This window comes from Thalassospira profundimaris, assembly GCF_003326755.1.
GTDB classification, from domain to species: Bacteria; Pseudomonadota; Alphaproteobacteria; order Rhodospirillales; family Thalassospiraceae; genus Thalassospira; species Thalassospira profundimaris_B.
This window is the reverse complement of sequence record NZ_JPWH01000001.1, coordinates 646,449-673,119: the sequence shown is the minus strand read 5'-3', so window position 1 is coordinate 673,119 and position 26,671 is coordinate 646,449. Positions and strand designations below refer to the sequence as shown.

General features: G+C 55.7%; 16 protein-coding genes and 2 CRISPR repeat arrays. Of the genes, 6 read left to right on the top strand and 10 right to left on the bottom strand.

The annotated features are described in order from the left end of the window. From TH25_RS03030 to TH25_RS03020, 3 genes are all read right to left on the bottom strand, one after another. The coding region (locus tag TH25_RS03030; RefSeq protein ID WP_147252980.1) for a beta strand repeat-containing protein at positions 1–2,406 on the bottom strand (2,406 nt) is incomplete at its 3' end. A 247-nt stretch (positions 2,407–2,653) separates the two neighbouring features. Then, entirely contained in the window at positions 2,654–3,958 is a 1,305-nt protein-coding gene (locus TH25_RS03025) for an HlyD family type I secretion periplasmic adaptor subunit (RefSeq protein ID WP_114086900.1), read from the bottom strand. Beyond that, positions 3,955–6,309 carry a type I secretion system permease/ATPase gene (locus tag TH25_RS03020; protein ID WP_114086899.1) on the bottom strand — a complete coding sequence of 785 codons (2,355 nt, stop codon included), beginning with the start codon at positions 6,307–6,309 and terminating at the stop codon, positions 3,955–3,957. The genes TH25_RS03025 and TH25_RS03020 overlap by 4 nt, the downstream gene beginning before the upstream one ends. Positions 6,310–6,917: 608 nt before the next feature. Between TH25_RS03020 and TH25_RS03015 the strand changes: the two genes are divergently transcribed. Further along, entirely contained in the window at positions 6,918–7,790 is an 873-nt protein-coding gene (locus TH25_RS03015) for a M48 family metalloprotease (RefSeq protein WP_114086898.1), read from the top strand. Positions 7,791–7,976: 186 nt separating this feature from the next. After that, positions 7,977–8,726, top strand: a complete 750-nt coding sequence (locus tag TH25_RS03010) for a MarC family protein (RefSeq protein ID WP_258549006.1) — start codon at positions 7,977–7,979, stop codon at positions 8,724–8,726. A 99-nt stretch (positions 8,727–8,825) separates the two neighbouring features. Here the strand turns inward: TH25_RS03010 and TH25_RS03005 are convergent, their stop codons facing one another. From TH25_RS03005 to TH25_RS02970, 7 genes are all read right to left on the bottom strand, one after another. Then, a complete protein-coding gene (locus TH25_RS03005; RefSeq protein WP_114086897.1) occupies positions 8,826–9,146 on the bottom strand; it encodes a type II toxin-antitoxin system RelE/ParE family toxin in 321 nt (106 codons plus the stop codon). After that, positions 9,133–9,378, bottom strand: a complete 246-nt coding sequence (locus TH25_RS03000; protein WP_114086896.1) for a type II toxin-antitoxin system ParD family antitoxin — start codon at positions 9,376–9,378, stop codon at positions 9,133–9,135. Before TH25_RS03000 ends, TH25_RS03005 begins: the two co-directional genes overlap by 14 nt. 144 nt (positions 9,379–9,522) lie before the next feature. Continuing rightward, a CRISPR array of direct repeats spans positions 9,523–11,405; the repeat unit is 36 nt; unit sequence GTTGTAGCTACCCTCTAAAATCGAACCTGCTACAAT. A gap of 72 nt (positions 11,406–11,477) precedes the next feature. Beyond that, positions 11,478–11,807: a CRISPR-associated endonuclease Cas2 gene (gene cas2 / locus TH25_RS02995; protein ID WP_114086895.1), complete on the bottom strand. Its 330-nt coding sequence runs from the start codon at positions 11,805–11,807 to the stop codon at positions 11,478–11,480. 26 nt (positions 11,808–11,833) lie between these two features. Then, a complete protein-coding gene (cas1, locus tag TH25_RS02990; RefSeq protein ID WP_114086894.1) occupies positions 11,834–12,751 on the bottom strand; it encodes a type II CRISPR-associated endonuclease Cas1 in 918 nt (305 codons plus the stop codon). Between the two features lie 30 nt (positions 12,752–12,781). Beyond that, positions 12,782–16,321, bottom strand: coding sequence for a type II CRISPR RNA-guided endonuclease Cas9 (gene cas9, locus TH25_RS02985; protein WP_114086893.1), 3,540 nt, complete (start codon positions 16,319–16,321; stop codon positions 12,782–12,784). A 747-nt stretch (positions 16,322–17,068) separates the two neighbouring features. Further along, positions 17,069–17,963: a CRISPR direct-repeat array (repeat unit 37 nt; unit sequence GATTGTAGCAGGTTCGATTTTAGAGGGTAGCTACAAC). 119 nt (positions 17,964–18,082) lie between these two features. Further along, positions 18,083–20,443, bottom strand: a complete 2,361-nt coding sequence (locus TH25_RS02975) for a transketolase (RefSeq protein WP_114086891.1) — start codon at positions 20,441–20,443, stop codon at positions 18,083–18,085. 357 nt (positions 20,444–20,800) lie between these two features. After that, positions 20,801–22,033: a methionine gamma-lyase gene (locus TH25_RS02970; protein ID WP_114086890.1), complete on the bottom strand. Its 1,233-nt coding sequence runs from the start codon at positions 22,031–22,033 to the stop codon at positions 20,801–20,803. 223 nt (positions 22,034–22,256) lie between these two features. On the opposite strand from TH25_RS02970, the gene TH25_RS02965 reads away from it, so the two are divergent. The 4 genes from TH25_RS02965 (at position 22,257) to TH25_RS02950 (ending at position 26,582) form a co-directional block, all read left to right on the top strand. Next, positions 22,257–23,909 carry a sigma 54-interacting transcriptional regulator gene (locus TH25_RS02965; RefSeq protein ID WP_114086889.1) on the top strand — a complete coding sequence of 551 codons (1,653 nt, stop codon included), beginning with the start codon at positions 22,257–22,259 and terminating at the stop codon, positions 23,907–23,909. A gap of 199 nt (positions 23,910–24,108) precedes the next feature. Further along, entirely contained in the window at positions 24,109–24,891 is a 783-nt protein-coding gene (locus tag TH25_RS02960) for a 3-hydroxybutyrate dehydrogenase (protein ID WP_114086888.1), read from the top strand. Between the two features lie 106 nt (positions 24,892–24,997). Then, a complete protein-coding gene (locus tag TH25_RS02955; protein ID WP_147252979.1) occupies positions 24,998–25,276 on the top strand; it encodes a helix-turn-helix transcriptional regulator in 279 nt (92 codons plus the stop codon). A gap of 1 nt (position 25,277) precedes the next feature. After that, positions 25,278–26,582: a type II toxin-antitoxin system HipA family toxin gene (locus TH25_RS02950; protein WP_114086886.1), complete on the top strand. Its 1,305-nt coding sequence runs from the start codon at positions 25,278–25,280 to the stop codon at positions 26,580–26,582. The last annotated feature ends 89 nt before the right edge of the window (positions 26,583–26,671 follow it).

Here is a 26,671-nt window from a genome sequence, read left to right as displayed (position 1 = left end):
CCCCGTGGTGTCTTCCCCCGAAGACCCACTGATCACGTCACTGCCGGACTCACCCGATGCCGTACCGTCACCATCGCCAGACGACGCATCACCGCCACGGCCAGACGTATCCCCCGATCCGTCCGTGCTGCCGGTATCCGAACTGGCACCGCTATTGTTGCTATTGCCAGAACCGGTTTCGCTACCGCCAGCATCGCCCGAAGCATCATCGCCGGAACCGGTTTCGCCCCCGCTCGTGCCGTCCCCCGTGGTATCTTCCCCCGAAGACCCACTGGTCACGTCACTGCCGGACTCACCCGATGCCGTGCCGTCACCATCGCCAGACGACGCATCACCGCCACTGCCCGACGGTTCCCCAGAACCATCCGTGGTGCCAGCATCCGAACCGGCACCGTTATTGTCCGAACCACTATTGTCACTACCGCCAGAGCCGGTGTTGCTACCGCTATTGTCGCCAGACGCATCATCGCCGGAACCGGTTTCGCCCCCGCTCGTGCCGTCCCCCGTGGTATCTTCCCCCGAAGACCCACTGGTCACGTCACTGCCGGACTCACCCGATGCCGTGCCGTCACCATCGCCAGACGACGCATCACCGCCACTGCCCGACGGTTCCCCAGAACCATCCGTGGTGCCAGCATCCGAACCGGCACCGTTATTGTCCGAACCACTATTGTCACTACCGCCAGAGCCGGTGTTGCTACCGCTATTGTCGCCAGACGCATCATCGCCGGAACCGGTTTCGCCCCCGCTCGTGCCGTCCTCCGTGGAGTCTTCCCCCGAAGACCCACTGGTCGCGTCACTGCCGGACTCACCCGATGCCGTGCCGTCACCATCGCCAGACGACGCATCACCGCCACTGCCAGACGTTTCCCCAGAACCATCCGTACTGCCGCTATCCGAACCGGCACCGTTATTATCGGAACCGCTATTGTCGCTGCTGCCAGCACCAGTTTCAGTACCGCCATCATCGCCCGAAGCATCATCGCCGGAACCGGTTTCGCCCCCGCTCGTGCCGTCCCCCGTGGTATCTTCCCCCGAAGACCCACTGGTCGCGTCACTGTCGGACTCACCCGATGCCGTACTGTCATCATCACCAGACGACGCATCACCGCCACTGCCAGACGTATCCCCCGATCCATCCGTGGTGCCAGTATCCGAACCGGCACCGCTATTGTCACTGCTGCCAGAACCGGTTTCGCTACCGCCAACATCGCCCGAAGCATCATCGCCGGAACCGGTTTCGCCCCCGCTCGTGCCGTCCCCCGTGGTATCTTCTCCCGAAGACCCACCGGTCACGGCACTGTCTGAACTCCCCGAGGCGGAACCATCCCCGTCCTCAGCAGCACCATCGCTTGCAGGGCTATTGCTCTCAGGGGTGACTTCCCCCCGGCCAGAACGCATATCGGCAACAACACCGCCGCTTGCGTCGCTGTAATCAAGGGTGTTGTTACCCTCTCCGCCATCGATGCGGTCATTGCCACCGCCAGGCGAGAAAGTATCATCACCACCGGCACCCAGCAGGATATTGTCTTTGCCGTCACCGCGCAAAACGTCCGGTCCACTGGAACCGGCAACATTGCTGATATTGGAAAACGACACATTATCCGAACCGGAAGAATTGCTGGCTGTGCCTGAAGCAAGATCAACTTTGGTGCCTTCGGCCTGCCCCCCGTAAGAGAGCGTGTCATTCCCCGCACCGCCATCAATGACATCATTGCCACCGCCGCCAGAGATAACATCATCATCGGATGTTCCGGCGATCACATCATCACCGGCAGTCCCCTGAATTTGATTAAGCGCAGAGAGATCAGGCAGGTTAACAACACCGCCATTCGCCAGACCAACACTATTGCCCGCATCAACGATGGAGACAGACTGCAAATCGGCAAGGGCGAGATTTTGCAGAACCAGCACATCACCATTGGGCAGGGTGATCACAACATTACCGGCATCTTCACGGGCAAAGCCGATCAGATCCCGGGCCGAGCCAACACTGCCATCCCCAAAAGACAGTGAATCCTGCGCCGGGTCAAAATCGGTAATGGTGGTCTGACCAAATCCCTGCTGCAACACAAACAGGTCACGGCCCGCACCACCGGTCAAATGATCGCTGCCTTCACCGGCAACAAGCGTATCATTCCCGGCACCACCATTCAGGCTCAGCGTCTGGTCATCGGCAATCAGCACATCGTTATAGGCGCTGCCAATGACATTCTGGATATTGGTGAAAACCTGCGTGGCAACAGACTGGGGAACGGCAGAAGGCGTCAAGCCGGGATTTTTGGAAGCCCCGGAATCAGTTTCACCCGCAGCAGAGGAACCATTCTCCGTACGGGTATCGAGCACATCTTCCAAACCGGGATCGATAAATCCCGCGCCATCGTCCTGATTGGCTGCCGTTGTCACTTTTTAATCTCCCTACATGGGATTATCCGGCACCCCAATGCCAGACAATTCTCACAACTTCCCATATACGGCAGTATATTGAACAGCCCCCCCAACAGCAACAGCTTAAGCGCCGGAAAACCGCAAGTTTTCGCCTTTTTCACCCCATGTCCCAATGACCGGGTCTTTATCGGGGGGAATTGTCAGATTGTGTCAGAATCGCACACCACAGCTCACCATTTTCAACCCGAAAAACATGCGACTCGGGCTATTCTTCGCGGAAGGCCCGCTGGAAACTATCGGTGATCGGCTCAAACAGATAAGCCAGAATGGTTCGTGCCCCCGTCACAATTTCAAGTTGTGCTGCCATTCCGGGTGACAGCACCATGCCCTCATGTTCCGCCAGGCTTTCGGCATCAATTTCCACCATTGCCCGGAAATAGGGACGGCCATCGCCATCACTCAGGCGATCCGGCGAAACATCAACAACCTTGCCCTTGACCGGTGCGAACCAGCGTTGGCTAAAGGCCGTGACCCGGATATTCACCATTAAACCGGGCGAGACCACATCAATATCATTGGGTGAAATACGCCCTTCAATCACCAACTGGTCATCGTGGGGCACAATTTCCATAATCGGTGCCCCCGGCGGGATAACACCGCCCACGGTTGTAAATTTCAAGTCCGTCACCGTACCTTCGGACGGCGCAACAATATTGGAGCGCGACAACACATCTTCGGCCGAGCGCAGCCGTTCCGTCAGATCCGACAAATCCGCCTGCACGTCGCGCAATTCGGTATTCACCGTTTCAAGATGATCGCGCTTAAGCTGGGCCTGACTGGCGCGCACCTGCTGGATTTGCTGTTCAATGCGCGACATATCCGCCGAATAGCGGCCAATATCGCCCAGATTATCCACTAAACGACTTTCAAGCTGCAAAAGCCGGGTGCGCCGCGCATAGCCCTTTTCCACCATTGGCTTCACCATCGCCAGCTCTTCCTTGACGATGCCAACCTGCTGTTGCGCGGCTATTTTTTGCTCGTTGGTGGCCGAAATTTCGTTGCGCAGCTCTTTGATGCGCTCATCATATAACTGTAATTCACCGCGAAAGGCATTGGTGCGACTGTCAAACAGATCTTGCTGGGCCGAGACCAGGTCCGGATGCTGCAAAGGATTTAACGCGGCAGGCCACGTCACATGCGTCGATCCCGTGCGTTCCGCATTCAGCCGCGCCTGGGTTGCCAGGGCATTCAAATGCCGTTTGAAAAGCAGATCATAACTGGCCCGCGCCCGCGTATCATCCAGCTCGATCAGGGTTTGCCCGGCCACCACCCGCGCGCCATTGCGCACCAGAATTTTGCGGATAATCCCACCTTCCAGATGCTGCACGGTTTGCCGCCCGGAAAAGGGCGCAACCACACCACTGGCAATGGCCGCCGAATTAATCCGCGCCGTTGCCGCCCATAAAAAGACCGAACCAAACCCCAAAATCAAAATCAAAAGCCCCAGCCGCACCAGTGGCTTCACATCGGTTTCAAGCGTGCGCACCGTAGGCAATTGAACGCCATTCATCGCCCGCCCCCTTGCTGACGGCGCCCGGCAGAGCCTTCAACCACACGCAATTGCGGGCGGCCATCGGCCCCGGTTTTAACACGCGGCTGGCGGTTTTGAACCGCAGGGGCCTCGTTTGTCCGGGTGGCAGAGCCATCTTGCCGGGCGGCCACCTGACGGGCGGTTTTCTCTCGGCTCAGGCGGGCATTTTTCCGTTTTTGCGCGTCACCCTGCCGGGCTTCAGCATCAGCCTGTTTACGCCGCGCCACATCCCTGGGGCTTTCCCCACGATCCAACCCGGCATCCTTACGGTTGGGCGGCGCAAGGGGCCGCGTGACCTTCATGGTACCGCTTGCCGTACTGCGCACGGCCTTTTTTTGCTCTGATGGCACATTTGCCGGTGCCGCCCCGGCATCGGGCCGGGTCCTTGCCCTGGCATTTGCATCGCCAGCAGCCTTGCGGCGGGTGCCATCGTCACTCATGCCCGCATCCGGGTGCTGGCGACGGGGGGCATCCGGGTTGGGCATCGCAATTTTTTGCGGCGTAATGCGCATTTGTCCACCCCCGACCAGATCATCGCGCCCTTCGCGCATGGCAGCGGGCATGGGCGGGGCCGTGGGGCTTGGCAGGGCCTCATCCCCGCGTGGTTTTGGCGCACCGGGGGTGGCGGGCATCGCCGATTGCATCCGCCCGATATTGACCGGCACCACCTTTATCTGCCCGCCCGACAGGGCAATAATCGCATCAGCGCGCTTCAGCACCTCGCGTTCATGGCTGACAATAAAGGTGGTAATGCCCGCCCGGCGGACAATATCAATCAGATTGGTGACATATTCCATCCGCCCTTCATCCAGCGCGGTTGTCGGTTCATCAAGCATCAAAAGGCGCGGCTTGCCATACAGGGCCGCAGCAAGGGCGATCAACTGGCGCTGCCCGCCCGACAGGTTCGTGCCTCCCCGGTCCAAATGCGTATCGTACCCGTCAGGCAGATCCAGGATGAATTTATGCGCCCCGGCCAGTTCGGCCGCCTGGACAATTTCGCGCGGGTCGGCCGAGCCGAGCCGGGCAATATTTTCGGCAATGGTGCCGGGAAACAGAAACGGATTTTGCGCCAGATAGCCGATTTGCGGGCCGATCTGCCCACGATCCAGCCGGGAGGCCTCGACCTCGTCGAGCTTGACCGAGCCCGATGCCGGGGCCCAGATGCCCATCAGCAATTTCAACAGGGCCGTTTTCCCCACCCCGTTAAACCCGGCGATGCTGACAACCTGGCCCGCGCCAACCTTGAACGAAAAGCCCTTGAACAACACATTGCGGCTGCCCGGCGGGGCAAAAACCAGCCGGTCCACCGTCACCGACATTCCCTTGGCCCTGGGGGCCGGGGCAGGCAAACGGGGTTTACGCTCCAGCAAAATCCGGTTCAGGCGCTCAAACGATTTGCGCGTTGCCGACCACGACCGCCACGCCGCCACCGCCCCGTCAAACGGGGCCAGGCCGCGCATGCCCAAAATCATCGAGGCCACCATAATGCCAATCGTGATGCTTTCGCTAAGCACCAGATAGGCCCCGGTGCCGATAAAACACACCTGCATCGACAGCCGCACAAAATGCGACAAAGTGGTGGAGGTTCCCACCCGGCGGCTGGTCTGCCCTTCCCAGTACAGCGCATCGGACTGATCCGCCTGCCAGCGGGCACGGGCGGCGGGCGTCATGCCCATGGCCTCCATCGCCTCGGCATTGCGGATATAGGTTTCTTCCTGGGCAATGCCCCGGTTTTGCGACTGTTCGGACCGATCGACCGAAATACGCCCCGCCGCCTCGTTGGCAACGGCGATCAAAATCAAAATCACCGCACCGCCAAAGGCCACCATGCCCAGGCGAATGTCAAAAATGAACACCACGCCAATATAAACCGGTGCCCACATGAAATCGATCAGGGCAAAGGGGCCGGACCCGGTTAAAAACCCGCGCAAACCATACAAATCGCGCAAGGGGCGCTGCCGATTGGGCATCCCGCGCGACGCCTGCTCCACCACATGGGCAAACAGATCGCCGCCGAGGCCCAGATCAAGCCCGGTCCCCACCCGGATTAACACACGGGATCGCAATTGCTCCATCGCGGCGATGAAAACCAGCACGATGGCAATGCCAAGGGTTAACAAAAACAGGGTATCGAAACTGCGCGAGGACAAAACACGGTCAAAAACCTGCATCGAATAAATCGGGATGACCATATTGAGCAGATTGATCACCATGCTAAAGCCACCGACAATACCGATCGACCGCCAGAACATCCGTTCAAGCGGGGTACGATCACCTTCGCGGTTGCGTCCGGCAACAATGCCGGAGCGGGCTTTATTCGGCTGGGCCATCCTGATCCCGTTTTACAGGGCCGCAATCCTGCGGCCGATCCCCCAAGGCAGGTATCCCGGCATCAAAGACGGCGGGACATATTATACCATTGCATGAAACACACTGCCCCATTCTAGCGAAACTTGATAAAGATGCGTTAACGAAATCATTGCTTTTGCCGCCATGCTTCATCAATTGCCTCAATTTATGGCCGTTCTTGTGCTGTCAAGGACGTGCCATGCAAAAAAGCAGCCTTAAAAAGCTTGAATCCGCGATCAAACTCGACAATTTTCGTTATTCCAATGTTAAAAATGATCGCGAGTCTCCATGTCTTCCCAACAGAATTCCAGCCTTTTTAAAAAAGCCCTTCTCGCCATTATGGCCGTCGCTGCCATCGGCTATCTTGCCTATTGGTTCAGCGAAATGGTGGTTTAAGGTTTCATCGCGCACCACTGTTCGCAAAATGCCTCTATGTGCCATGCGATGCGGGCATTTATTCCCCGCCTGAATGTCCCCTCCTTTAAACATGCCGTTTCTCGCATATTTTCAGGGTAAGGTTTGATCTGGTCCGGGGCAGCCTGCCCGGCCGCGCGATAAACCGGCCTGCATGATGCAAAGGATGTGGCGCATGGCACAATTACCCCCTTCTCTCCTGCGGTTTCTGGCCCTTCGGGCGGGCAGCACCACCCATACCAGCGGGCTTTTGGCCTGTATGGCGGCGGTTCTGTCGATCTGCGCCTGGCTTCTGGGCGGCCCGGTCATGATGATGTCGGCCCTGTTTGCCGTTCTTTTGCTGTTATTGCTCGGCCCGATGGTGTCATCGGAAATGATCATGAAACTGCTGCGCGCCCGCGAACTGCCCCAACAGCCCTACCGCGCCCTTTATGAAATGGCGGCCCTGCTGGCACAGCGCGCGGGCCTTTCCTATGTGCCGCGCCTGTATCTGTTGCCGGGCAAGGGGGTCAATGCCATCACCACCGGCAAGGACGACACCACCACCATCGCCCTGTCGCACGACGCCCTGCATGGTCTGTCGCCCCGGCAATTGCGCGCCGTTCTGGCCCATGAAATTGCCCATGCCTGGCATAATGACACCCGCATCCTGATGATGACCGATATTCTCTATCGCGCCACATGGACTCTGGCCGTCTTTGCCCTGGTCACGTTCTTTTTTGGTGCGCATAACCCGCCAGGCTGGCTGATCATTGTGCTGGCCACCGCGCCAACGCTCAGCTTCATTTTGCAGCGTGCCGTGATCCGCGACCGCGAATTTGCCGCCGATCACGGGGCGAGTGACCTTTTGGGCGGGCCGGAAGATGTGATCGACGCGCTGACCCATATCGAACAGATCAACCGCCGCACCCTGCGCCTGCTGCCCTATCGCAGCACCGAACCCCCGGCTTTGCTGGACACCCATCCCAAAATCAGCGCGCGGCTTGACGCCTTAAAAGCTCTACCGCCGAATTTTAATGGCGATTTCTTTCGCCGTCCCAACCGGTAAGGGCAGCTCCCGCCCGGTCAAAACCGGAAAAAACGGAACCGGCCATTTACCTTTGGCGCTCAAACGCGTAAATCAGACCGGACATTTCCGGCGCATCCGCCCTATGCCATCTGCCAGCTTAACCCGACAGCGTGACAGGCGGGCCCCCGGCCCCTTTCACCGATCATCGCCCACAAGGATTATGTCATGCCCGATCTTAGCATGTTAAGCGAACTGATCGCTGCCTTTGTCACCCTGTTTGTCATTGTTGACCCGGTGGGGCTGGTGCCGGTTTTTCTGGTCCTCACACAGGATACCAGCACGGCACATCGCCGCCGCATGGCGATCCGGGCCTGCATCACCTCGTTTCTGATCCTCACCGCCTTTGCCCTGCTGGGCGAAAGCCTGTTGGGTATTTTTGGCATCCACATGCCCGCCTTTCGCATTTCCGGCGGAACTTTGCTGTTTTTGATCGCCCTTGAAATGCTGTTTGAACGGCGCGGCAAAAAACGCAATGAACGCGCCGAACAGGTCCATCAGGAACTGGAGCACGAGGACGACGCCGAAAACGGCACCACCCCGACCGCCAGCACCGCCGCCACCGCCAGCCCGGCCAGCCCCCAAAACGAAACCCTTGCCGCCCGACCGGACGAAGACGAACCCGATGACGTTTCCATCTTCCCGATGTCGATCCCGTTTTTGGCAGGCCCGGGCTCGATTGCCACGGTGATGCTCCTGATGGGCAAATATCAGGACAATATCGTCATGCAAACCGGCGTGATCACGGTTGTTGCCCTGGTGATGGTCTGCGCGCTGATGATGTTCCTGCTTTCGGGCCTGGTCGCCAAACGCCTGAGCCCGACGGTTGCCACCGTCATTTCCCGCCTGCTCGGCATGATTTTGGCCGCCCTTGCCATCCAGTTCATTATCGATGGCATCAAGCAGGCGTTTTTCTGAACTTTTTCTGAACATGGCAGTCTGGACAAAATCCCGAAGAACCGCTTTTCAGGGATATATCCGGATGAAAATTATGTGGACGCATATTTCTTGCGTCATTTAAATGTCCAACATGCGAATAACAGTCTGCCAATCCTGGCTGCCGCCTAAAACACGCAGAACAATAACGATTTCATCACGAAGAACATAAATGATGATATGTCGCTGATAAGGACAGATGCGCACGGGTGGACTGAACACGCAATGTTCCCGCCCCATATCCGGAAAAACGGCAATCAACTGAAAAACGCGATTCAAGCCGTCAATATATCGATCCGCCTGTTCAATTGACCAGTTTATAGCACCATAGCTCCAGATTTCCGTCATATCTGCCAGGGCCTTTGGCGTCAAATGGCAGGAAACAGCCCTAATTTCCGGCATACCGCTCGCGCATTTTCAACTTGAAAGCAGTCACATCAAATTCTTGTGGCTCACCACTTTCAACGCCTTCGGTGATAGCAGCCTGCAGAAGCCTCTCTGCTTTTTGTCGCGCCTTATCCTTTCTGATCAGGTCACAGACATAATCGCTCGAGTCCATATAGTCACCTTCTACCGTTTGCTCCTCCACCCATTCTTTCAAAGAATCCGACAAAGAAACACTCATAACTGCCATAGCACATTCTCCTGCGTGCCTTACATACACGCGCAAGGTAATCTGACACTCACGGCACGATCGTATCATAGATTTCCACGATATATATGCTCCGAAAATCGAACCTGCTACGATTTCCATAAGGTATAAAAGCGGGCGTTTTTCGTTGTAGCTACCCTCTAAAATCGAACCTGCTACAATCGGTGTCAATCAACCTGTCGGGCGCATGATGTTGTAGCTACCCTCTAAAATCGAACCTGCTACAATTTCCGCACTGCGCCCCCCTCTGCTTTGACCGTTGTAGCTACCCTCTAAAATCGAACCTGCTACAATCGGTGTCAATCAACCTGTCGGGCGCATGATGTTGTAGCTACCCTCTAAAATCGAACCTGCTACAATATCGCGAACTTTGCAGCACCGCGTTTAGCAGTTGTAGCTACCCTCTAAAATCGAACCTGCTACAATCGAAAACACGCGCAATCTCTGGTGAAAACTGTTGTAGCTACCCTCTAAAATCGAACCTGCTACAATCGAAAACACGCGCAATCTCTGGTGAAAACTGTTGTAGCTACCCTCTAAAATCGAACCTGCTACAATTGATGTCGGTTGATGCCTTTCATGCGTGGTGTTGTAGCTACCCTCTAAAATCGAACCTGCTACAATTGATGTCGGTTGATGCCTTTCATGCGTGGTGTTGTAGCTACCCTCTAAAATCGAACCTGCTACAATCACCGGCACGATCCTCCATTGCAGCCTCACAGTTGTAGCTACCCTCTAAAATCGAACCTGCTACAATACACCTCCAGTCATTCCGGTAAGGCTTTGAGTTGTAGCTACCCTCTAAAATCGAACCTGCTACAATCGGAAATGATAGGTTGGCGAAATGCATCATGTTGTAGCTACCCTCTAAAATCGAACCTGCTACAATCGGAAATGATAGGTTGGCGAAATGCATCATGTTGTAGCTACCCTCTAAAATCGAACCTGCTACAATCGGAAATGATAGGTTGGCGAAATGCATCATGTTGTAGCTACCCTCTAAAATCGAACCTGCTACAATCATCGGTTCTTCCCTCGTTTGGCTCAATCCGTTGTAGCTACCCTCTAAAATCGAACCTGCTACAATCGGGTCCCATTCTTCGACTTCACCACCTTGGTTGTAGCTACCCTCTAAAATCGAACCTGCTACAATTGGGCGAGGGGAGAAAGCCCTTCATTAACGTTGTAGCTACCCTCTAAAATCGAACCTGCTACAATTGGGCGAGGGGAGAAAGCCCTTCATTAACGTTGTAGCTACCCTCTAAAATCGAACCTGCTACAATCAGCGCAGTTTGTGTTTGGATCGATCCTGCGTTGTAGCTACCCTCTAAAATCGAACCTGCTACAATCTTCAAGGCGTAGCATTGCGCCCCTTGGGCGTTGTAGCTACCCTCTAAAATCGAACCTGCTACAATCTTCAAGGCGTAGCATTGCGCCCCTTGGGCGTTGTAGCTACCCTCTAAAATCGAACCTGCTACAATGGGCATCGGACAGGAAATTAACCCCGCCCGTTGTAGCTACCCTCTAAAATCGAACCTGCTACAATAGGTGCTGTCGGGGGTCGACCAACCCTCACGTTGTAGCTACCCTCTAAAATCGAACCTGCTACAATAAAGACCGGGTGACGCAGGGAGGGAACTCCGTTGTAGCTACCCTCTAAAATCGAACCTGCTACAATAAAGACCGGGTGACGCAGGGAGGGAACTCCGTTGTAGCTACCCTCTAAAATCGAACCTGCTACAATGAACGCTTTCGGCCTTTCGACCGAGAACGTGTTGTAGCTACCCTCTAAAATCGAACCTGCTACAATGAACGCTTTCGGCCTTTCGACCGAGAACGTGTTGTAGCTACCCTCTAAAATCGAACCTGCTACAATTTACGACACTGACCTAAGAACATCGGATGCGTTGTAGCTACCCTCTAAAATCGAACCTGCTACAATGTGCTGTTTTGTCAAGTTTTGGGTCTTGTGAGTTGTAGCTACCCTCTAAAATCGAACCTGCTACAATAGGAACCCAGAATCCCGCAGCATATTCAATATGTTGCGGGATTTTTTTGAGTCAGAAACCGTCATTTTCCACCTAAAAAAGCGCCAGTTGGTCCGGTTTTTGGTCATTTTTTGAGGGCACTTTTCCCATGAAATTGACCATCTGGCCGAACTGTTTGTCGGTGACGGACAGGATCGAGACCATGCCGCGTTCGGGAATTTTCGCGGCAATCCGTTTGCTTGCGGCATCGGCCTTGGCCCGGCTTTCATAAAAACGGTAATAGACGGAAAACTGTTTCATCTCGAACCCTTCATCAAGCAGGTAGTCATGAAATTTGCGCGCCCGGCGCTTTTCCGCCTTGGTGACAACCGGCAGGTCAAACATCACAAACGCCCACATGATCCGATACCCCGATAATGACATGGCCCGTGGCACCCGGCCTGACCGGGTTACAGCCCCTCCATCTCCATCTGTTTTTCAATTCTGATGCGCGCGGGAATTTCAAGCTGCTTGCGCTGCCCGGCATAAACCGCCGCCAGCGATGCCGCCATTTGCCCCATCACCCGATAAACCGGCAACAGCCCCTCCGCTGTTGGAATCGCGCCATTCACAATCGCCGCCAGCGCCTTTTTGGCTTCGGGCGTCACCTCGTCGCCCCAGTCTTTCCGGCTGGCATACACCACCCGGTCCACCAGCGGACGGAAGGGTTCCATCAGATCATCGACCAGGCGAAACGGATTGCGTTTGGAAGTATGGAAAATCCCCAAAGCCGGGGCCAGCCCGGCGGCCGCCACCGCACGCGCCATCGCCGAGCGCAAAACGATATAGCCATAATTCAAAACGCCATTGGCCCCGCCGCCATCCGGGTGGCGAATAAAATCCTCGCCCAGCAGGCGGGACCAGTAAAACCTTGCGGCCCGAGCCTCGATATTATCGGGATCACCGGGCTTGACCAGCGACATGAGTTTGAAAAGCGCCTCCGCCCCCGCCGGATCAAAGCCTTGCAAAGTATGGGCCTGCTCGCGGATTTTGGCCCGGATGATATGCCGCCAGAGCCGCCGGATCAGCCCCTTTGTTGCCGTGGCCTGGGTGGCAATGCGGTCGGCCTGTTCAAAATGCCCGGTAAAGGGCCAGACAATCGAGGAGGGCATATGCTTGTTATCACACAGCACCAGCGGAATATTTTCCCGCGCAAGTGCTGCGGCCAGATCGGTGCTGAGTGTGGCGCGATAGGCATGGACAATCACGGCATTGATGTCACCCAGCGGCAAACGGCCTAGCTTCTCCTCGCCCTCCATCACCTCCAGCGCATTTCGCGCCAGTCGCAGGTGCCGGTTTTCGCCCGAAATATCCACCACCCGCCACATCTGCGCTCTCCTTTACACGGTTACACGGTATTACCAGTTCAGGCGTGGGCTTTCATAAACAATACGGCCCAGAACATCGCGCACCACCAGTTGCGGATCGGCATCGCACAATGCCTTGAAGCCGAAACGGAAATTTTTGCGCGCCGGATGGCGGCTGATATGCGGCGACAGGTTCAACGGCTGAAATTCCCAGTCCCCCGGCGAATTGGTTGCCAGCACACATAACCGCGTTTTGCCATCCTTGCTGCGCAAACGCACCGTATCGCCTTTAAACAGGCGCAACAGCAAATCATTGCCCGCATGGCACTGCCATTGCGGCACATGTCCCGGGCGCATCGCATCAATGGTGCGGACCACCTCAAATTCGGGTTTTCCGTGTGCGTTGCGGAAAATATCCAGCCAGGCATTACTTCCGGGCTTGAATGTCCGGGCTGGCAGGGCACCACCTTTGGCACCCGCAATCATCACTGCTTCATCCAGCCCATAAAGCCGCACGGTACGACGTGGCGTTCGCCCCGCCGCCAGGCATTCCTGCCGATACGCCCTGAATGCTTCGGTCAGCCGCTCGTCTTCCTTGAACTTGCGGGTACGGATTTCTATCGCACCGGTTTTTTTGTCCACATCCTCATAGGTGGTTTCCGTGGGCTGAAGCATAAACAAATCTTCAATCCGCCCGGCGATCTCGCGCAATCTTTCATCATGGCGCTGCAAATCGGCCAATGGCTCACGCGACGCCCAAAACAGCACCGCTTCGCCACTTGTCATGTCCTTTGCCAACCGCGCCATCAGGGCAGGATCAACCACCAGCTTCTTTTTCACATCCTCAATGCTGGAAAACTCACTGGCATCAAACCGCTTGCGTTGGCGCACCAGATACCGCCCGTCGGCAAAGCGCGCCACAACGCCCAGATTGGTCGCCATATGCAGCTTGCCATTCAGTTCCCTGTTGGCACGATGGGTAGTGCGGGCCTGATCAATCAGATCATATAAATCATCACGAAAATCGCCCCAGGGCAACGGCACCTTATAGCGCTCTGCCAGATCATGTTTGTTACGACTGCCCGAAATGGTTTGCAGTTTTCGCACCACATCATGCGGGGTGCAGGCGGTTATCGCGGCATCGAGCAAATGATGGCGATGATCATCCCGGTTTTTGCCTTTCTTGATGCCCTCGGCCCGTTCTTCCTTGGTCGGCGGCGCTTCCACAAGGTCCGGGTCCTGCTGATGGGCCACCATCTGCACGAGATCCATCACACCCCAGCGTTTGCGCAATTCATCGGTGATAAAACCGTTAATCGCCTCCACCCCGTTTTTGGAGCGCAAATGCGGAAACACACATTGCAAATATTGTTTGGCGGTTTTGGCAATATAGCTGGTATCGGTTTTATAGCGCTGGGCAAAGGCGTCCTGGTCCTCGTATTTCTCCATCGCATCCGGGCGAAACAGTTTTTCCTTATGCCGGATACCGGGAATACGGCGCACGTTCTCGACAATCTGTTCGTAACTGCGCTGCGGCACACCCTCCACATCCAGCCCGCCGGAAAAGGCGTCGTAAGGGCTTCTATTGGCCTTTTTCTTGTTCACACTTTCATGAATTACCAGCAGGTTATACAGGCTGTCATCCAGGGTTTTGGAACGGGGCAAGGTATGGTCAATATCGAACTTGCCGGAAAAAAGGTCACTCACATCAATCGACAGGCCGGTATAGGGGCACATTTTGTTTTGTGCCTCCCACAGTTTCAATTTGCGGCGGTTCTTGCGGCTGGCAGGCATGTTATGGGCCAGGGTAATGGCATCATATTCGGCATTTTTCGCCTGTTCACGGGCAATACGCCGGGCATCCTTGTCGCGGTCCTCCTGGGTCTTTTTCATTTCGCGGGCCATTTCGATCTGCACGCCCTTAAAAACCCAGCCCTGTTTTTCCCCTTTTTTCACCAGCGCATTCACCACCTTGCGCAGGCTGTTTAACGCCACATGCACCACCGGGTTGGGAATACGGCCAAATTTTTCCTCGATTGTCGCAGCCGGATAGCCCTTTGCATCGGGCGCCATCCGCCCGCGCACCAGATGCGGGAAAATCTCGCCATAATAAGGCAGCCTCTTGCAGGCAATTTCCCGTGCCGTGGCGGGTATCAGTTTGGCCCGCTCAGCGGCAGTATTGCTGTCAATAATGTCAGCTTTCAGCTTTTCAAGAATATCCAGCGTCGCACTCAGCCCGGCAGCGCCATAACCGCGCGGCAGGGCAATGCCATCGGCGGCATTTTCCGCCTCATCCTGCGCGATACCATAATCGCGCATCAGGGCCGTAACCATCCGCTCGCGGTCATCTTCCTCACGCAGCAATTTTTCAAATGCCTGGCGGTGTTCGTCATCCAGCGCATCATAAAGGGCCACCATCCGGCCCGCATTTGCGTTTTCATCCCGCTTGGCAAAGCGCGCATCCGCCTCTTTCAGGGTGCGGCGAACGGCATGCCCCAGCAACTTGCGCGCCGGGCCGGTGTTGCGCCCGGCCTGCCCCTCCAGCGACAGCCGCAACCCCCGTTCCGTTGCGCCAATCAGCTTCTTGATTTGCGCCACACCCAAATCCTCCCCCGCCATCAGGCGGGCAACCAGCAAATCACGCTGATCAAATGTCAGTTTCTCGCGCGAGGCATCGGCATATTCAATGCGCAGATTATTGACTTCCTCGTAAATCCGCTTTTGCTGAAACAGGTCACAGGCCAGCGGCAGCCGTTCATCGGTTTCCGGGTTATAAAGGCACCGTCCGATTTCGGGTTTTGGGGGTTTCTTCTCGAAAAACACCTTCTCGTGCAGAATTTCACAGACTTCCGCCGTCAAGGCCGGGTGAAACTGCCGCTGAAACGCCAACAGGCGGTCAAATTCTTCCTCGACCTGCGCCCGAACGAATTGCAGCGACAAAGATGTGCCGACCCGCCGACGCAGCGGTTTACGCTGATGCGCCGCCGGAGCTTCCTGTTCGCGCAGCCATAACAGCATACCTGGGGTTTCAGCATTGTGTTCCGCCATTTCGCGGCGGGTGGCACGGGCCTGCTCCACCATGACCGAGGCTTCCTTGCGCGCCTTTTCGTCTTCCTCGCTGGTTCCCGTCACCCGGGTCAGGCGCATGCCGCGATTTTTGGCAATATGCAAAATCGCCCGCGCCAGATCCGCCGCACTCAAGGCCTCGGACAGCCCCACCGCGCGGAGCCGCGTGCGACTATTGGGCGAAATCAGGCGGTTGCCACGTGCATCACGCAGGGCATCCTCCCCGGCCACCAAATCGGTATGGGCCGGGTCCTTCACCCCATCCGGCTTGCCATCAAAATCGGCAGGAATATTCAAAAGCTCGGCAAGATAGCGCCGCAAAGCCTGCAACCGCAATCGCTTGCGGCGATAGCCGCGCCGCATGGCGCGATGCCCGCGCCGCTCTGCCGCGCCATCCGGTGTCGGGTAAATGAAACTGACGCCATCCAAAAAGCCGACAGGCCGCTCGGCATCATCCACCTCGACGACACAGGCCCCCAAAGATGCCACGCCGACATCAATGCCAAGGATGACATTTTTATTCATTATTTCCCCCAATAGTATCTGCAACTATTAAGACACAACAAGGGGTTTCAGGCAACCAAAAGCCCGTCCGGCAAACATTGCCGGACGGTAAAGATCACAATAACTGACTCAGCAACATGAGTAGCAAAACGATCGTGCGCTTTCCCTTTTCAGAAGAGAGGATAACCAAACAAACACGCTTGCTTTGATCACTAAAACCCTCGACATCAAGGGAAAACTTGACTTCAACTTTCACTAGCATCTCCAACTGAGATATTAGCTTCATCCTGGTTCGACTTAGGAAGATAGCTACAACATAGAACGTTTATGGTCCAAGTAGTGAAAAGTTACATCGGACGTTTAGTTCTATACTCCATACCTACCCCTCTCAAGCCAATCAGTCAAACAAAAAATTCAAGTTCTATAGCCCGGTAAAAATTTCCTGTGGTTCAAATATCCTCAAACCCATAGAATCATCTCTAACCCTATGTAACAAAAGATAGACAAACTACAGTTCGTATCTTATATTGTAGAAGGTTCGATTTTAGAAGGTAGCTGCAACAAAGCTATCTGCTGAAAGATAAGGGAGGCTCCGGCCTCCCTTTTTTCGTTTGCAATCGCGGTCAAATAGCCTGTCCAAACCGCCGAATCCGCCCTCAAAAATCTCACTTTTTTGCAAAAATTCAGGCAAAATCAGCGTGAAAATTTCATTTTCTGAACAGAAAAAATCCCGCAACACATTGATTATGCTGCGGGATTCAGGGTTCCGATTGTAGCAGGTTCGATTTTAGAGGGTAGCTACAACCGCTTCTTTGATGGTGCATTGGTGAGACGGATTGTAGCAGGTTCGATTTTAGAGGGTAGCTACAACATGTTTCGCGTTGTGAGCGATGCCCATTTGATTGTAGCAGGTTCGATTTTAGAGGGTAGCTACAACATGTTTCGCGTTGTGAGCGATGCCCATTTGATTGTAGCAGGTTCGATTTTAGAGGGTAGCTACAACATGTTTCGCGTTGTGAGCGATGCCCATTTGATTGTAGCAGGTTCGATTTTAGAGGGTAGCTACAACATGTTTCGCGTTGTGAGCGATGCCCATTTGATTGTAGCAGGTTCGATTTTAGAGGGTAGCTACAACATGTTTCGCGTTGTGAGCGATGCCCATTTGATTGTAGCAGGTTCGATTTTAGAGGGTAGCTACAACATGTTTCGCGTTGTGAGCGATGCCCATTTGATTGTAGCAGGTTCGATTTTAGAGGGTAGCTACAACGCCATCATCTGGTTGGTTGTCTGCATGGTGATTGTAGCAGGTTCGATTTTAGAGGGTAGCTACAACGATTCTTGAGCCACGTAGTAGCACCAACCGATTGTAGCAGGTTCGATTTTAGAGGGTAGCTACAACGATTCTTGAGCCACGTAGTAGCACCAACCGATTGTAGCAGGTTCGATTTTAGAGGGTAGCTACAACGCCATCATCTGGTTGGTTGTCTGCATGGTGATTGTAGCAGGTTCGATTTTAGAGGGTAGCTACAACCGCTTCTTTGATGGTGCATTGGTGAGACGGATTGTAGCAGGTTCGATTTTAGAGGGTAGCTACAACATGTTTCGCGTTGTGAGCGATGCCCATTTGATTGTAGCAGGTTCGATTTTAGAGGGTAGCTTCAATTTCAGCCGACTCGTCAATTTGAGGGCACACGCTTTACCAAATTCGTATCCCTCAACCCGACAGCTACGAAAAAGGGAGGACCGAAGCCCTCCCTTTCGTCGTCCCGGTTGACCGGGGGATCAGTCCCACCGCTTGGCCGCGCGCAGGATGGCTGCGGTGTCGATCTGGTAGTGTTTATACAGATCAATGCTGTCGCCGCATTGACCAAACGCATTTATTCCCAAAGGGGCCACCGCATGGCCGCGCACCGCGCCCAGCCACGCAAGGGCTGCCGGGTGGCCGTCAATCACCGTCACCATGCGGGCATCCGGTGCCAGCGGCTTGAGCAGGTCTTCGATATGGGCCGTTTCGCCCCCGGCCCTGCCTTCCAGCCGGGCACGTTCCAGATCCTGCCATTCATTATAAAGACGGTCCGTCGAGGTCACGGCCAGAAGGCCCATGCCGGGGTGATCGTTTTTAAGCTGTTCCCAGGCGGCAATGGCTTCCGGTGCCATCGCCCCACAATAGGCCAGCACCATTTTGCAATTTTCGCCCGGTTCGCGCAGCCAGTACCCCCCGCGCACAATGGCCGACCGGGTGGCTTCATCAAGCTCCCGTTCCGGCTGCTCCATCGGCTTGGTCGACAGGCGCAAATAAACCGAGCCACCATCCTGGTCCTGCATATGGTTAAACGACCATCCCATCACGACAGCCAGTTCATCGCCAAAGCTGGGTTCAAAGCTGGTCAGCCCCGGCTGGCCCATGCCGATCATCGGTGTGCCGATGGATTGATGCGCCCCGCCTTCGGGTGCCAGGGTAATGCCGCTGGGTGTTGCAACCACCATAAAACGCGCATCCTGATAACAGGCATAATTGAGCGCATCAAGGCCCCGGGCAATGAACGGATCATACAGCGTGCCAATCGGAAACAGGCGCTGGCCAAACAGGCTGTGCGACAGGCCAAGGGCTGCCAGATTAAGGAACAGGTTGTTTTCGGCAATGCCCAGTTCCACATGCTGGCCCTTGGGGGTTCTGATCCATTTTTGTGCCGAGGGCACCTTGCGATCGCGGAATTCATCGGCCAGATTTTCCCGGGCAAACAGGCCACGCTGGTTCACAAAACCGCCCAGATTGGTCGATACCGTCACATCGGGCGATGTGGTGACAATGCGGTCGGAAAAATCGCTGTTTTTGGATTTCGCCAGTTCATTGAGGATTTTGCCAAACACTTCCTGGGTGCTGCTGGTATCGGCCCGCTGATAGGGCATTTCCGGCACGGTGATGATTTCGGCAAATTTCTGGCGCGGCTGGCGGTTGTTAAAGGGGGCGGCATCAATAAAGGTCCGCACATCCTGTGCATCACAGTCCAGCCCGGCGGTAATGTCCCATTCATCGCCTTCGGCAATATTGTTGGCTTTGCGGAAGCCTTCCATCTGCGCCACATTCATCAGCCCGGCATGGTTGTCCTTGTGGCCCTGAAGCGGCAGGCCATAGCCCTTGACGGTATAGGCAATAAACACGGTCGGTTTGTCATTGGGGACATTTTCAAAGGCGTTCAAAATCGCCTCCATGCAATGCCCGCCCAGATTGGTCATCAGGTCATGCAATTCATCATCGTCATAATCGGCCAGCAGGCTGGCAAGGGCATTGTCGCCCGGCATGTCGGCCAAAATCTGCTTGCGCCAGGCCGCCCCGCCCTGAAAGGTCAGCGCGGAATAGACATCATTGGGTGATTCATTGAGCCATTTTTTAAGCGATTTTCCGCCGGGGCGGGCAAAGGCTTCGTGCAGTTTGCGGCCATATTTGATGGTGATCACATTCCAGCCAACCGCACGGAAGAAACGGCCGATGACGCGAAACAAATGCGCATCAATCATGCCATCCAGGCTTTGGCGGTTATAGTCGATCACCCACCAGACATTGCGAATGTCATGTTTCCAGGTATCGAGCAGGGCTTCGTAAATATTGCCTTCGTCAAGTTCGGCATCGCCGACCAAGGCAACCATGCGGCCCGGCTTTTCGCCCTTGGGCAGCATGTTTTTATAGCGCAAATAATCCTGGGTCAGGGCGGCGAAATTGGTAACAGCCGCACCAAGACCAACAGAGCCGGTTGAAAAATCAACAGCATCGCCGTCCTTGGTACGCGACGGATAGGATTGCGCCCCGCCAAAGGCCCGGAAATTTTCCAGCTTTTCACGCGACTGGCGACCAAACATATAGTTAATGGCATGAAATACCGGCGACGCATGGGGCTTTACCGCCACCCGGTCCTGCGGGCGCAACACATTGAAATAAAGTGCTGTCATCAGCGTGGAAAGCGAGGCACAACTGGCCTGATGCCCACCCACCTTGATGCCATCGCGCTTGGGCCGGATATGGTTGGCATGGTGAATGGTCCAGCTTGACAGCCAGCGCACCTTTTTCTCCACCGCCCCCAGCATTTCAAGCTCTTTGGCCGAAACCCTGCTGCCTGCCGTGGCTTCAATAATTTCGCCGGTCATTGTGTTATCGCCATGTGCTGCCAATGTCAGTCTCCCGTTTCTTGAAGGCGGACCTGCCCTGATGATCGTGGTCCGCTGTTATTTTGGTACCTGAATGCGCATTTTTAAAAACCGGCCCCTTCAGGCAAGCGATTTTGCCAAAATTCGCAGAACCAGCGACAGTTTTGAAAAATCTTCGATCATTTCGCGCAAGATTTTTTAAAATCCTCGCATGACGAAAAACCCGTTTTTGTCCCCCTGACGGCAAAATGGGCGATTCGGCCCACAAGTCCGTAACGTCAGGTCGCCGCCATCACGCGGCAACGCCCTTCCCCGCGCGACACAAGCCTTGCGCGGGGAAGGGGTGATATAACCCGTTTATTCGGCTGCCATTTTCATCGTGCCACCATCGAGCGCATTTTCCAGATCGGCCAAAATGTCATCAATGCTTTCCAGCCCCGCCGAAATGCGGATCAACCCATCGGTGATCTGATAGTCGGCGCGTTCTTCGGCACTATAGGTCGAATGCGTCATGGAGGCCGGATGCTGGATCAGGGTTTCGGCATCGCCCAGGCTGACGGCACGGGCAATCATTTGCAGGCTGTTCATCATTTTACGCCCGGCCTCGATCCCGCCTTTCAGTTCAAAGGCGATCATGCCGCCAAACCGCGCCATCTGTTTTTTGGCAAGGTCATGCTGGGCAAAACTTTCAAGGCCGGGATAATAAACCCTGTCCACCTGCGGGTGGGCCTCCAGAAAATCGGCAATTTTTTCGGCATTGTCGCAATGGCGCTCCATGCGCAATTCCAGGGTTTTCAACCCGCGCAAGATCAAATTGGCATCCTGCGGCGACAGCACCGCCCCCGTCATGTCCTTTAACCCCACCAGGCGAATATCGGTTAAATCCTCTGCCGACCCGACAATCGCCCCGGCGGTCAAATCGCCATGACCCCCCAGATATTTGGTCGCCGAATGCACGACAATATCCGCCCCCATTTCCAGCGGGCGCTGCAAATAGGGCGTGCAATAGGTGTTATCGACCACCACCCTGGCCCCGTATTTATGGGCAATGTCGGAAATCGCGGCAATATCGACCAGGCGCATATTCGGGTTGGCCGGGGTTTCAAAATAAACCACCTTGGTTTTGTCCGAAATTGCGGCTTCCAGATTTTTCGGGTCCGACAAATCAACATGGGTATGTTTGACGCCAAACCGTTCCAGCCCGTGGCGGAAATAGGCGAATGTGCAGCCATAAAGGGTGCGATCGACAATTACTTCGTCGCCCGGGGAAATCAGCGTCCAGAAAACCGAGGTAATCGCCCCCATGCCCGAGGCGGTGGCAATCGCGGCCTCGCCGCCTTCCAGGGTTGCCAGGCGGTCTTCAAGCAGACTGAGCGTCGGGTTGCCAATGCGCGAATAAATATAACCGCCTTCATCCCCGGCAAACCGGCGGCCGCCCTGCTCTGCACTGTCAAAGGCGAAGGTGGAGCTCATGTAAACCGGCTGGTTCAATGCGCCATTATGGCTGGCCGGGTTATAACCATGATGAATGGCGCGGGTGGCAAAACCGGCCTTGGCATTGCGATGACTGTGATTGTTCGACGCAGACATGTGGGCACTCCCGTTTTTAAAACTGTTCTACCCGGCCCGTCGCAATCGCCATGCCAGTTATGCTTTTTGCTTTAAATTCAAGTCATTAGATATTTTGATCATTTTATGATCGTAAAGTAAAGTTTACACTCCAATCCTGAAAACCGACAGAACCCCTTGAATATCAGGGAATCAGTGCTTTATAAGTGTATATAATACTTTCCACTGTAAAGATTTTGATACGATGCGTTTTGAAATCACCGCCGAAAACCGCCTGGGCATTACCCGCGATGTGGTGGATAACCTGACATCGCGGGGGCTGGATATTCGCGCCTTTGAAGTCACACCGCATCATATCTATGCCGATATTCCCGCCCTGTCCCCGGCCCGGTTTGACGAACTGGTCACGGGGTTAAGGCACGTGCCGGGCTTTTACAATGCCAAACCGATTGACCATCTGCCAACCGAACGCCGCCGCGCCCAGCTTCACGCCACCCTGGCCGCCCTGGGCGACCCGGTGATTGCCGTGCATGCCAATGGCCTGATTGCCCAGGTCAACCCTGCTGCGCAATCCATTGCCGGCACACCAAACCAGTCGCTGCGCGACCAGCCGCTTGCCAGCATTTTATCGGACCCGGATATTGAAACATTGCGCCAGGCCGGTTTTTCGCAAGGCGAACGCGAAGTCACCCTGGGCGGGCAAACCTACCTGTTGCAGGTCGAACCGATTGGCCGGGTCGATGATGGCAGCCCGGTGCATGATGCTGACCCCGGCGAGGATGACGCCCCCTGGGGTGGGGTTTTGATTTTCCATCGTGCCGCCCGCCTGGGACGTGTTTTGACCGCGCTGAATGAACTCAGCCATAGCGGCTTTGACGATATTATCGGCACCAGCCGGGCAATGCTGCGGGTAAAAAATCAGGCACAGCGTTTGGCAATTGTCGATGCGCCGCTGCTTATTCTTGGCGAAACCGGGACGGGGAAGGAACTGTTTGCCCGCGCCTGCCACCGCGCCAGTAAACGCCATGATCAACCCTTTTTGGCCCTCAATTGCGCTGCCCTGCCCGAGGGACTGGCCGAAAGCGAACTGTTTGGCTATGCCGCCGGGGCCTTTACCTCTGCACGGCGCGGCGGCAAGCCGGGGCTTTTGGAACTGGCCGATGGCGGCAGCCTGTTTTTGGATGAAATTGGCGAATTATCGCCCTATCTGCAGGCCAAATTGCTGCGGGTTTTACAGGATGGCCGCTTTCGCCGGGTCGGCGGGACCGATGAAATAGCGGCCGATGTGCGCATTATCAGTGCGACCAATCGCAATCTTGAGGACATGTCGCAAAATGGCAGCTTCCGCGAGGATCTTTATTTCCGCCTGAATGTGCTCAGCATCACCCTGCCGCCCCTGCGCGACCGGCGCGAGGATATAGACGCGCTGGCGCATTATTTTGTCACCCGCACCGCCCGCCAGACCGAACGCACCACCCCGCATATCGCGCGTGATGCCCTGCAATGGCTGCGCACCCGGGACTGGAAAGGCAATGTGCGCGAACTGGAAAACACCCTGTTTCGGGCCGTTGCCCTGCTTGATGGCGACATTCTGGCCGCATCCGACCTGCAATCGGCGACCAGCCCGGCCCTTTCCGGCGACAGCACGCCAACCCCGGAAGACCCGCCCATCAGCGCATCCTCCGCCGCCTACCCGGCATCCGACATGCCTCATCATGATGTGGTCGCACAGGCATTGCTGTGTGAAAATCACGGCGATGCGATGGATATGCTGGAAAAAACCCTGCTGGAACAGCTTTATCCCGATTATCCCAGTTCGCGTAAACTGGCCGCGCGCCTGGGCCTGTCCCATACCGCCATTGCCAACAAATTGCGCAAATATGGCATTGGCGGATAACCGGCGCGCGACCCCTGCACCGGGCAGGCCCGCCCACCGCCATTTTGCAGCGCACAGCACGCAAGCAGGTGAAATATCACCCCTTCCTGCAAAACCCCAACGTGATTCCTTGCCTGGGTGATTGCGCTGCGGCATGATCGGATTACCTCATACCCATAAGCCCACCCAACGCCCCCTCATCGGATAATGGAGACTGACCATGCTAAAAGGCAAACATGCACTTGTGACCGGCTCAACCAGCGGGATTGGCCTTGCGATGGCCAAGGCCCTTGCCGGGCAGGGGGCCAATATCATGCTCAATGGTTTTGGCGATGCGGATGAAATCGAAAAAATCCGCCAGGGCATCGAAAGCGATTTTGGCGTCAAAGCGCTGTATAGCGGCGCGGACCTGTCCAAGCCCGATGAAATCGAAGACATGATGAAGATGGCCGCCCGTGATTTTGGCGGTGTGGATATTCTGGTCAACAATGCCGGCATCCAGTACACCGCCCTGGTGGAGGATTTCCCGGTTGAAAAATGGAATGCGATTATCGCGATCAACCTGTCCTCGGCCTATCACACCACCCGCCTGGCCGTGCCGCATATGAAAAAGCAAAACTGGGGCCGCATCATCAATACCGCCTCGGCGCATGGCCTGGTGGCATCGCCGCAAAAGGCCGCCTATGTGGCCGCCAAACACGGCATTGTCGGCCTGACCAAGGTTGTCGCCCTTGAAACCGCCGAAACCGGCATTACCGCCAATGCGATCTGCCCTGGCTGGGTGCGTACCGAACTGGTAGAAAAACAGATCAAGGCCCTGGCCGAGAAAAACGATGTCTCGGTCGAGGAAGCGGCAACAGAGTTGGTATCGGAAAAACACCCGTCGAAAACCTATGTCACGCCCGAGCAAATCGGCCAAACCGCCGTCTTCCTCTGTTCGCCGGGTGCCGACCAGATGACCGGCACCACCCTGTCGGTTGATGGCGGCTGGACAGCACAATAAAGCCTAAAAATGATACCGTTTGGTGTCATAATCATCAAAACCCTTGAATGACACCGATTGGTTACATATAGTTGAATTCAAAACCATAGAACCGATCGGTGTCATCATGATCATCCGAAAACCGGCCGACCTGCAAAATGCGGTTCGCACCCTGCGCAAGCAACGCGGACTCACCCAGACCGAGGCGGCACAACTTATCGGCCATAGCCGCAAATGGCTGTCCTCGCTTGAAACCGGGGCCACCCAGCCGCCGGTGGATATGGTGATCAATCTGCTGGTTTTACTGGGTGCGCCGATCCATCTTGATATGCCCGGCGAAATCGATCGCCCTGAACAGAACGATAAAACAACCTCCGATCTGCTGGATATTGACGAGGGGCTGTAACATGGCACGGGTGGCCTTTGTCTGTTTATATGATAAAGTGATGGGCGAACTTGCCGCCGGAAACGACGGACGGCTTCAATTTCGTTATAATGCCGATTTTATTGCCCGCCATCATGCAGGGGATATTCATTGCCATCCCCTGTCCCTGTCGCTGCCCGTCCCCGATCATTACAACGACACTTTCTGGTTTGATGACCAGCAATGCGGGCCGTTTTTTGCCGGATTGCTGCCGGACAACAAACAAACCCGTCGCCGCCTGGCGCAAATTCTGGGCAATCGCCATGCCATTAATGCCAATGACGAATTTGCAATGCTGTTTGCCCTGGGCAGGGATTGCCCCGGTGCGGTTTCCCTGATCGCATCCGACGCCGACCCCGATGATTACGACCCCTATCACCCGAAATACCGGATCCTGAGCGAGGCCGAACTGGCCCAACACATTCGCGAGCTGCCAACCCGCCCGCTTTTTGCCGATGATGAAGGCGAAATCCGCATTTCGCTGGCCGGCGTGCATGACAAGGCCGTGGTGATCCGGGTGGGCGGCGACATCGCCCTGCCGCTGGGCCGCACCCCCAGTTCGCACATCCTCAAGCCCGACATTCGTGGCCTGCCCGGCTCCATCCGGGTAGAGCATTTCTGCCTTGAGGTTGCCCGCGCCCTTGGCCTTGCCACACCGCGCTCGCACATCCTCCAGGCCGAAGAGCAAACCTTTATGTTGCTGGCCCGGTATGACCGTGCCCTGCATGAAAAAGCCGGCACGCGCTATCTCACCCGCCTGCATCAGGAGGATTTCTGCCAGGCGACCGGGCATTTCCCGGATCAAAAATACGAACGCGACGGCGGGCCGGGCTGGCAGAGCCTGTTTGCCATGCTGCGCTACAGCCACGACCCGGCGCATGACCGGCGCGAACTTCTGCGCCGCGCCATTTTCCAGTATCTTATCGGCAATCCCGATGCCCATGCCAAAAATTACAGCCTGCTGTGGCGCAACGGCACCCTGCGCCTCGCCCCGCTTTATGACATTAATAATGCCAAAGCCTTTGCCGGGTTTTACAAGCAACAACGCATCAAGCTGGCAATGGCCATTGGTGGCGAACGCAATCCCGCTGCCCTGACAAAGGATCACTGGACCCAATTTGCCAAAGAAACCGGCCTTGGCCCCCAACTTGTTCTAAACGAACTTGAAACCCTGCGCCGCCAGATCGGCCCCGCCGCACAAGAGGTCCGCGACCGCCTTGCCAACAGCCTGGCCGATACCCCGCTTCTGGATCTTGCCCTTGAGGATATTCTCAGCCGCTGCCCCTAATAAAAGTCCCCGCTCTAAGCCACCCGCCTCACTGCCCCCAAACAGATTGCATTTTGCTTATCATATGATAAGGTATATTCCATCCAATG

What these genes read in the sequence shown, in the direction of transcription:
- TH25_RS03025 (WP_114086900.1), bottom strand. Translation starts at nt 3,958, where the DNA reads ATGAATGGCGTTCAATTGCCTACGGTGCGCACGCTTGAAACCGATGTG.
- TH25_RS03020 (WP_114086899.1), bottom strand. Translation starts at nt 6,309, where the DNA reads ATGGCCCAGCCGAATAAAGCCCGCTCCGGCATTGTTGCCGGACGCAAC.
- TH25_RS03015 (WP_114086898.1), top strand. Translation starts at nt 6,918, where the DNA reads ATGGCACAATTACCCCCTTCTCTCCTGCGGTTTCTGGCCCTTCGGGCG.
- TH25_RS03010 (WP_258549006.1), top strand. Translation starts at nt 7,977, where the DNA reads ATGCCCGATCTTAGCATGTTAAGCGAACTGATCGCTGCCTTTGTCACC.
- TH25_RS03005 (WP_114086897.1), bottom strand. Translation starts at nt 9,146, where the DNA reads ATGCCGGAAATTAGGGCTGTTTCCTGCCATTTGACGCCAAAGGCCCTG.
- TH25_RS03000 (WP_114086896.1), bottom strand. Translation starts at nt 9,378, where the DNA reads ATGGCAGTTATGAGTGTTTCTTTGTCGGATTCTTTGAAAGAATGGGTG.
- cas2 (WP_114086895.1), bottom strand. Translation starts at nt 11,807, where the DNA reads ATGTCATTATCGGGGTATCGGATCATGTGGGCGTTTGTGATGTTTGAC.
- cas1 (WP_114086894.1), bottom strand. Translation starts at nt 12,751, where the DNA reads ATGTGGCGGGTGGTGGATATTTCGGGCGAAAACCGGCACCTGCGACTG.
- cas9 (WP_114086893.1), bottom strand. Translation starts at nt 16,321, where the DNA reads ATGAATAAAAATGTCATCCTTGGCATTGATGTCGGCGTGGCATCTTTG.
- TH25_RS02975 (WP_114086891.1), bottom strand. Translation starts at nt 20,443, where the DNA reads ATGACCGGCGAAATTATTGAAGCCACGGCAGGCAGCAGGGTTTCGGCC.
- TH25_RS02970 (WP_114086890.1), bottom strand. Translation starts at nt 22,033, where the DNA reads ATGTCTGCGTCGAACAATCACAGTCATCGCAATGCCAAGGCCGGTTTT.
- TH25_RS02965 (WP_114086889.1), top strand. Translation starts at nt 22,257, where the DNA reads ATGCGTTTTGAAATCACCGCCGAAAACCGCCTGGGCATTACCCGCGAT.
- TH25_RS02960 (WP_114086888.1), top strand. Translation starts at nt 24,109, where the DNA reads ATGCTAAAAGGCAAACATGCACTTGTGACCGGCTCAACCAGCGGGATT.
- TH25_RS02955 (WP_147252979.1), top strand. Translation starts at nt 24,998, where the DNA reads ATGATCATCCGAAAACCGGCCGACCTGCAAAATGCGGTTCGCACCCTG.
- TH25_RS02950 (WP_114086886.1), top strand. Translation starts at nt 25,278, where the DNA reads ATGGCACGGGTGGCCTTTGTCTGTTTATATGATAAAGTGATGGGCGAA.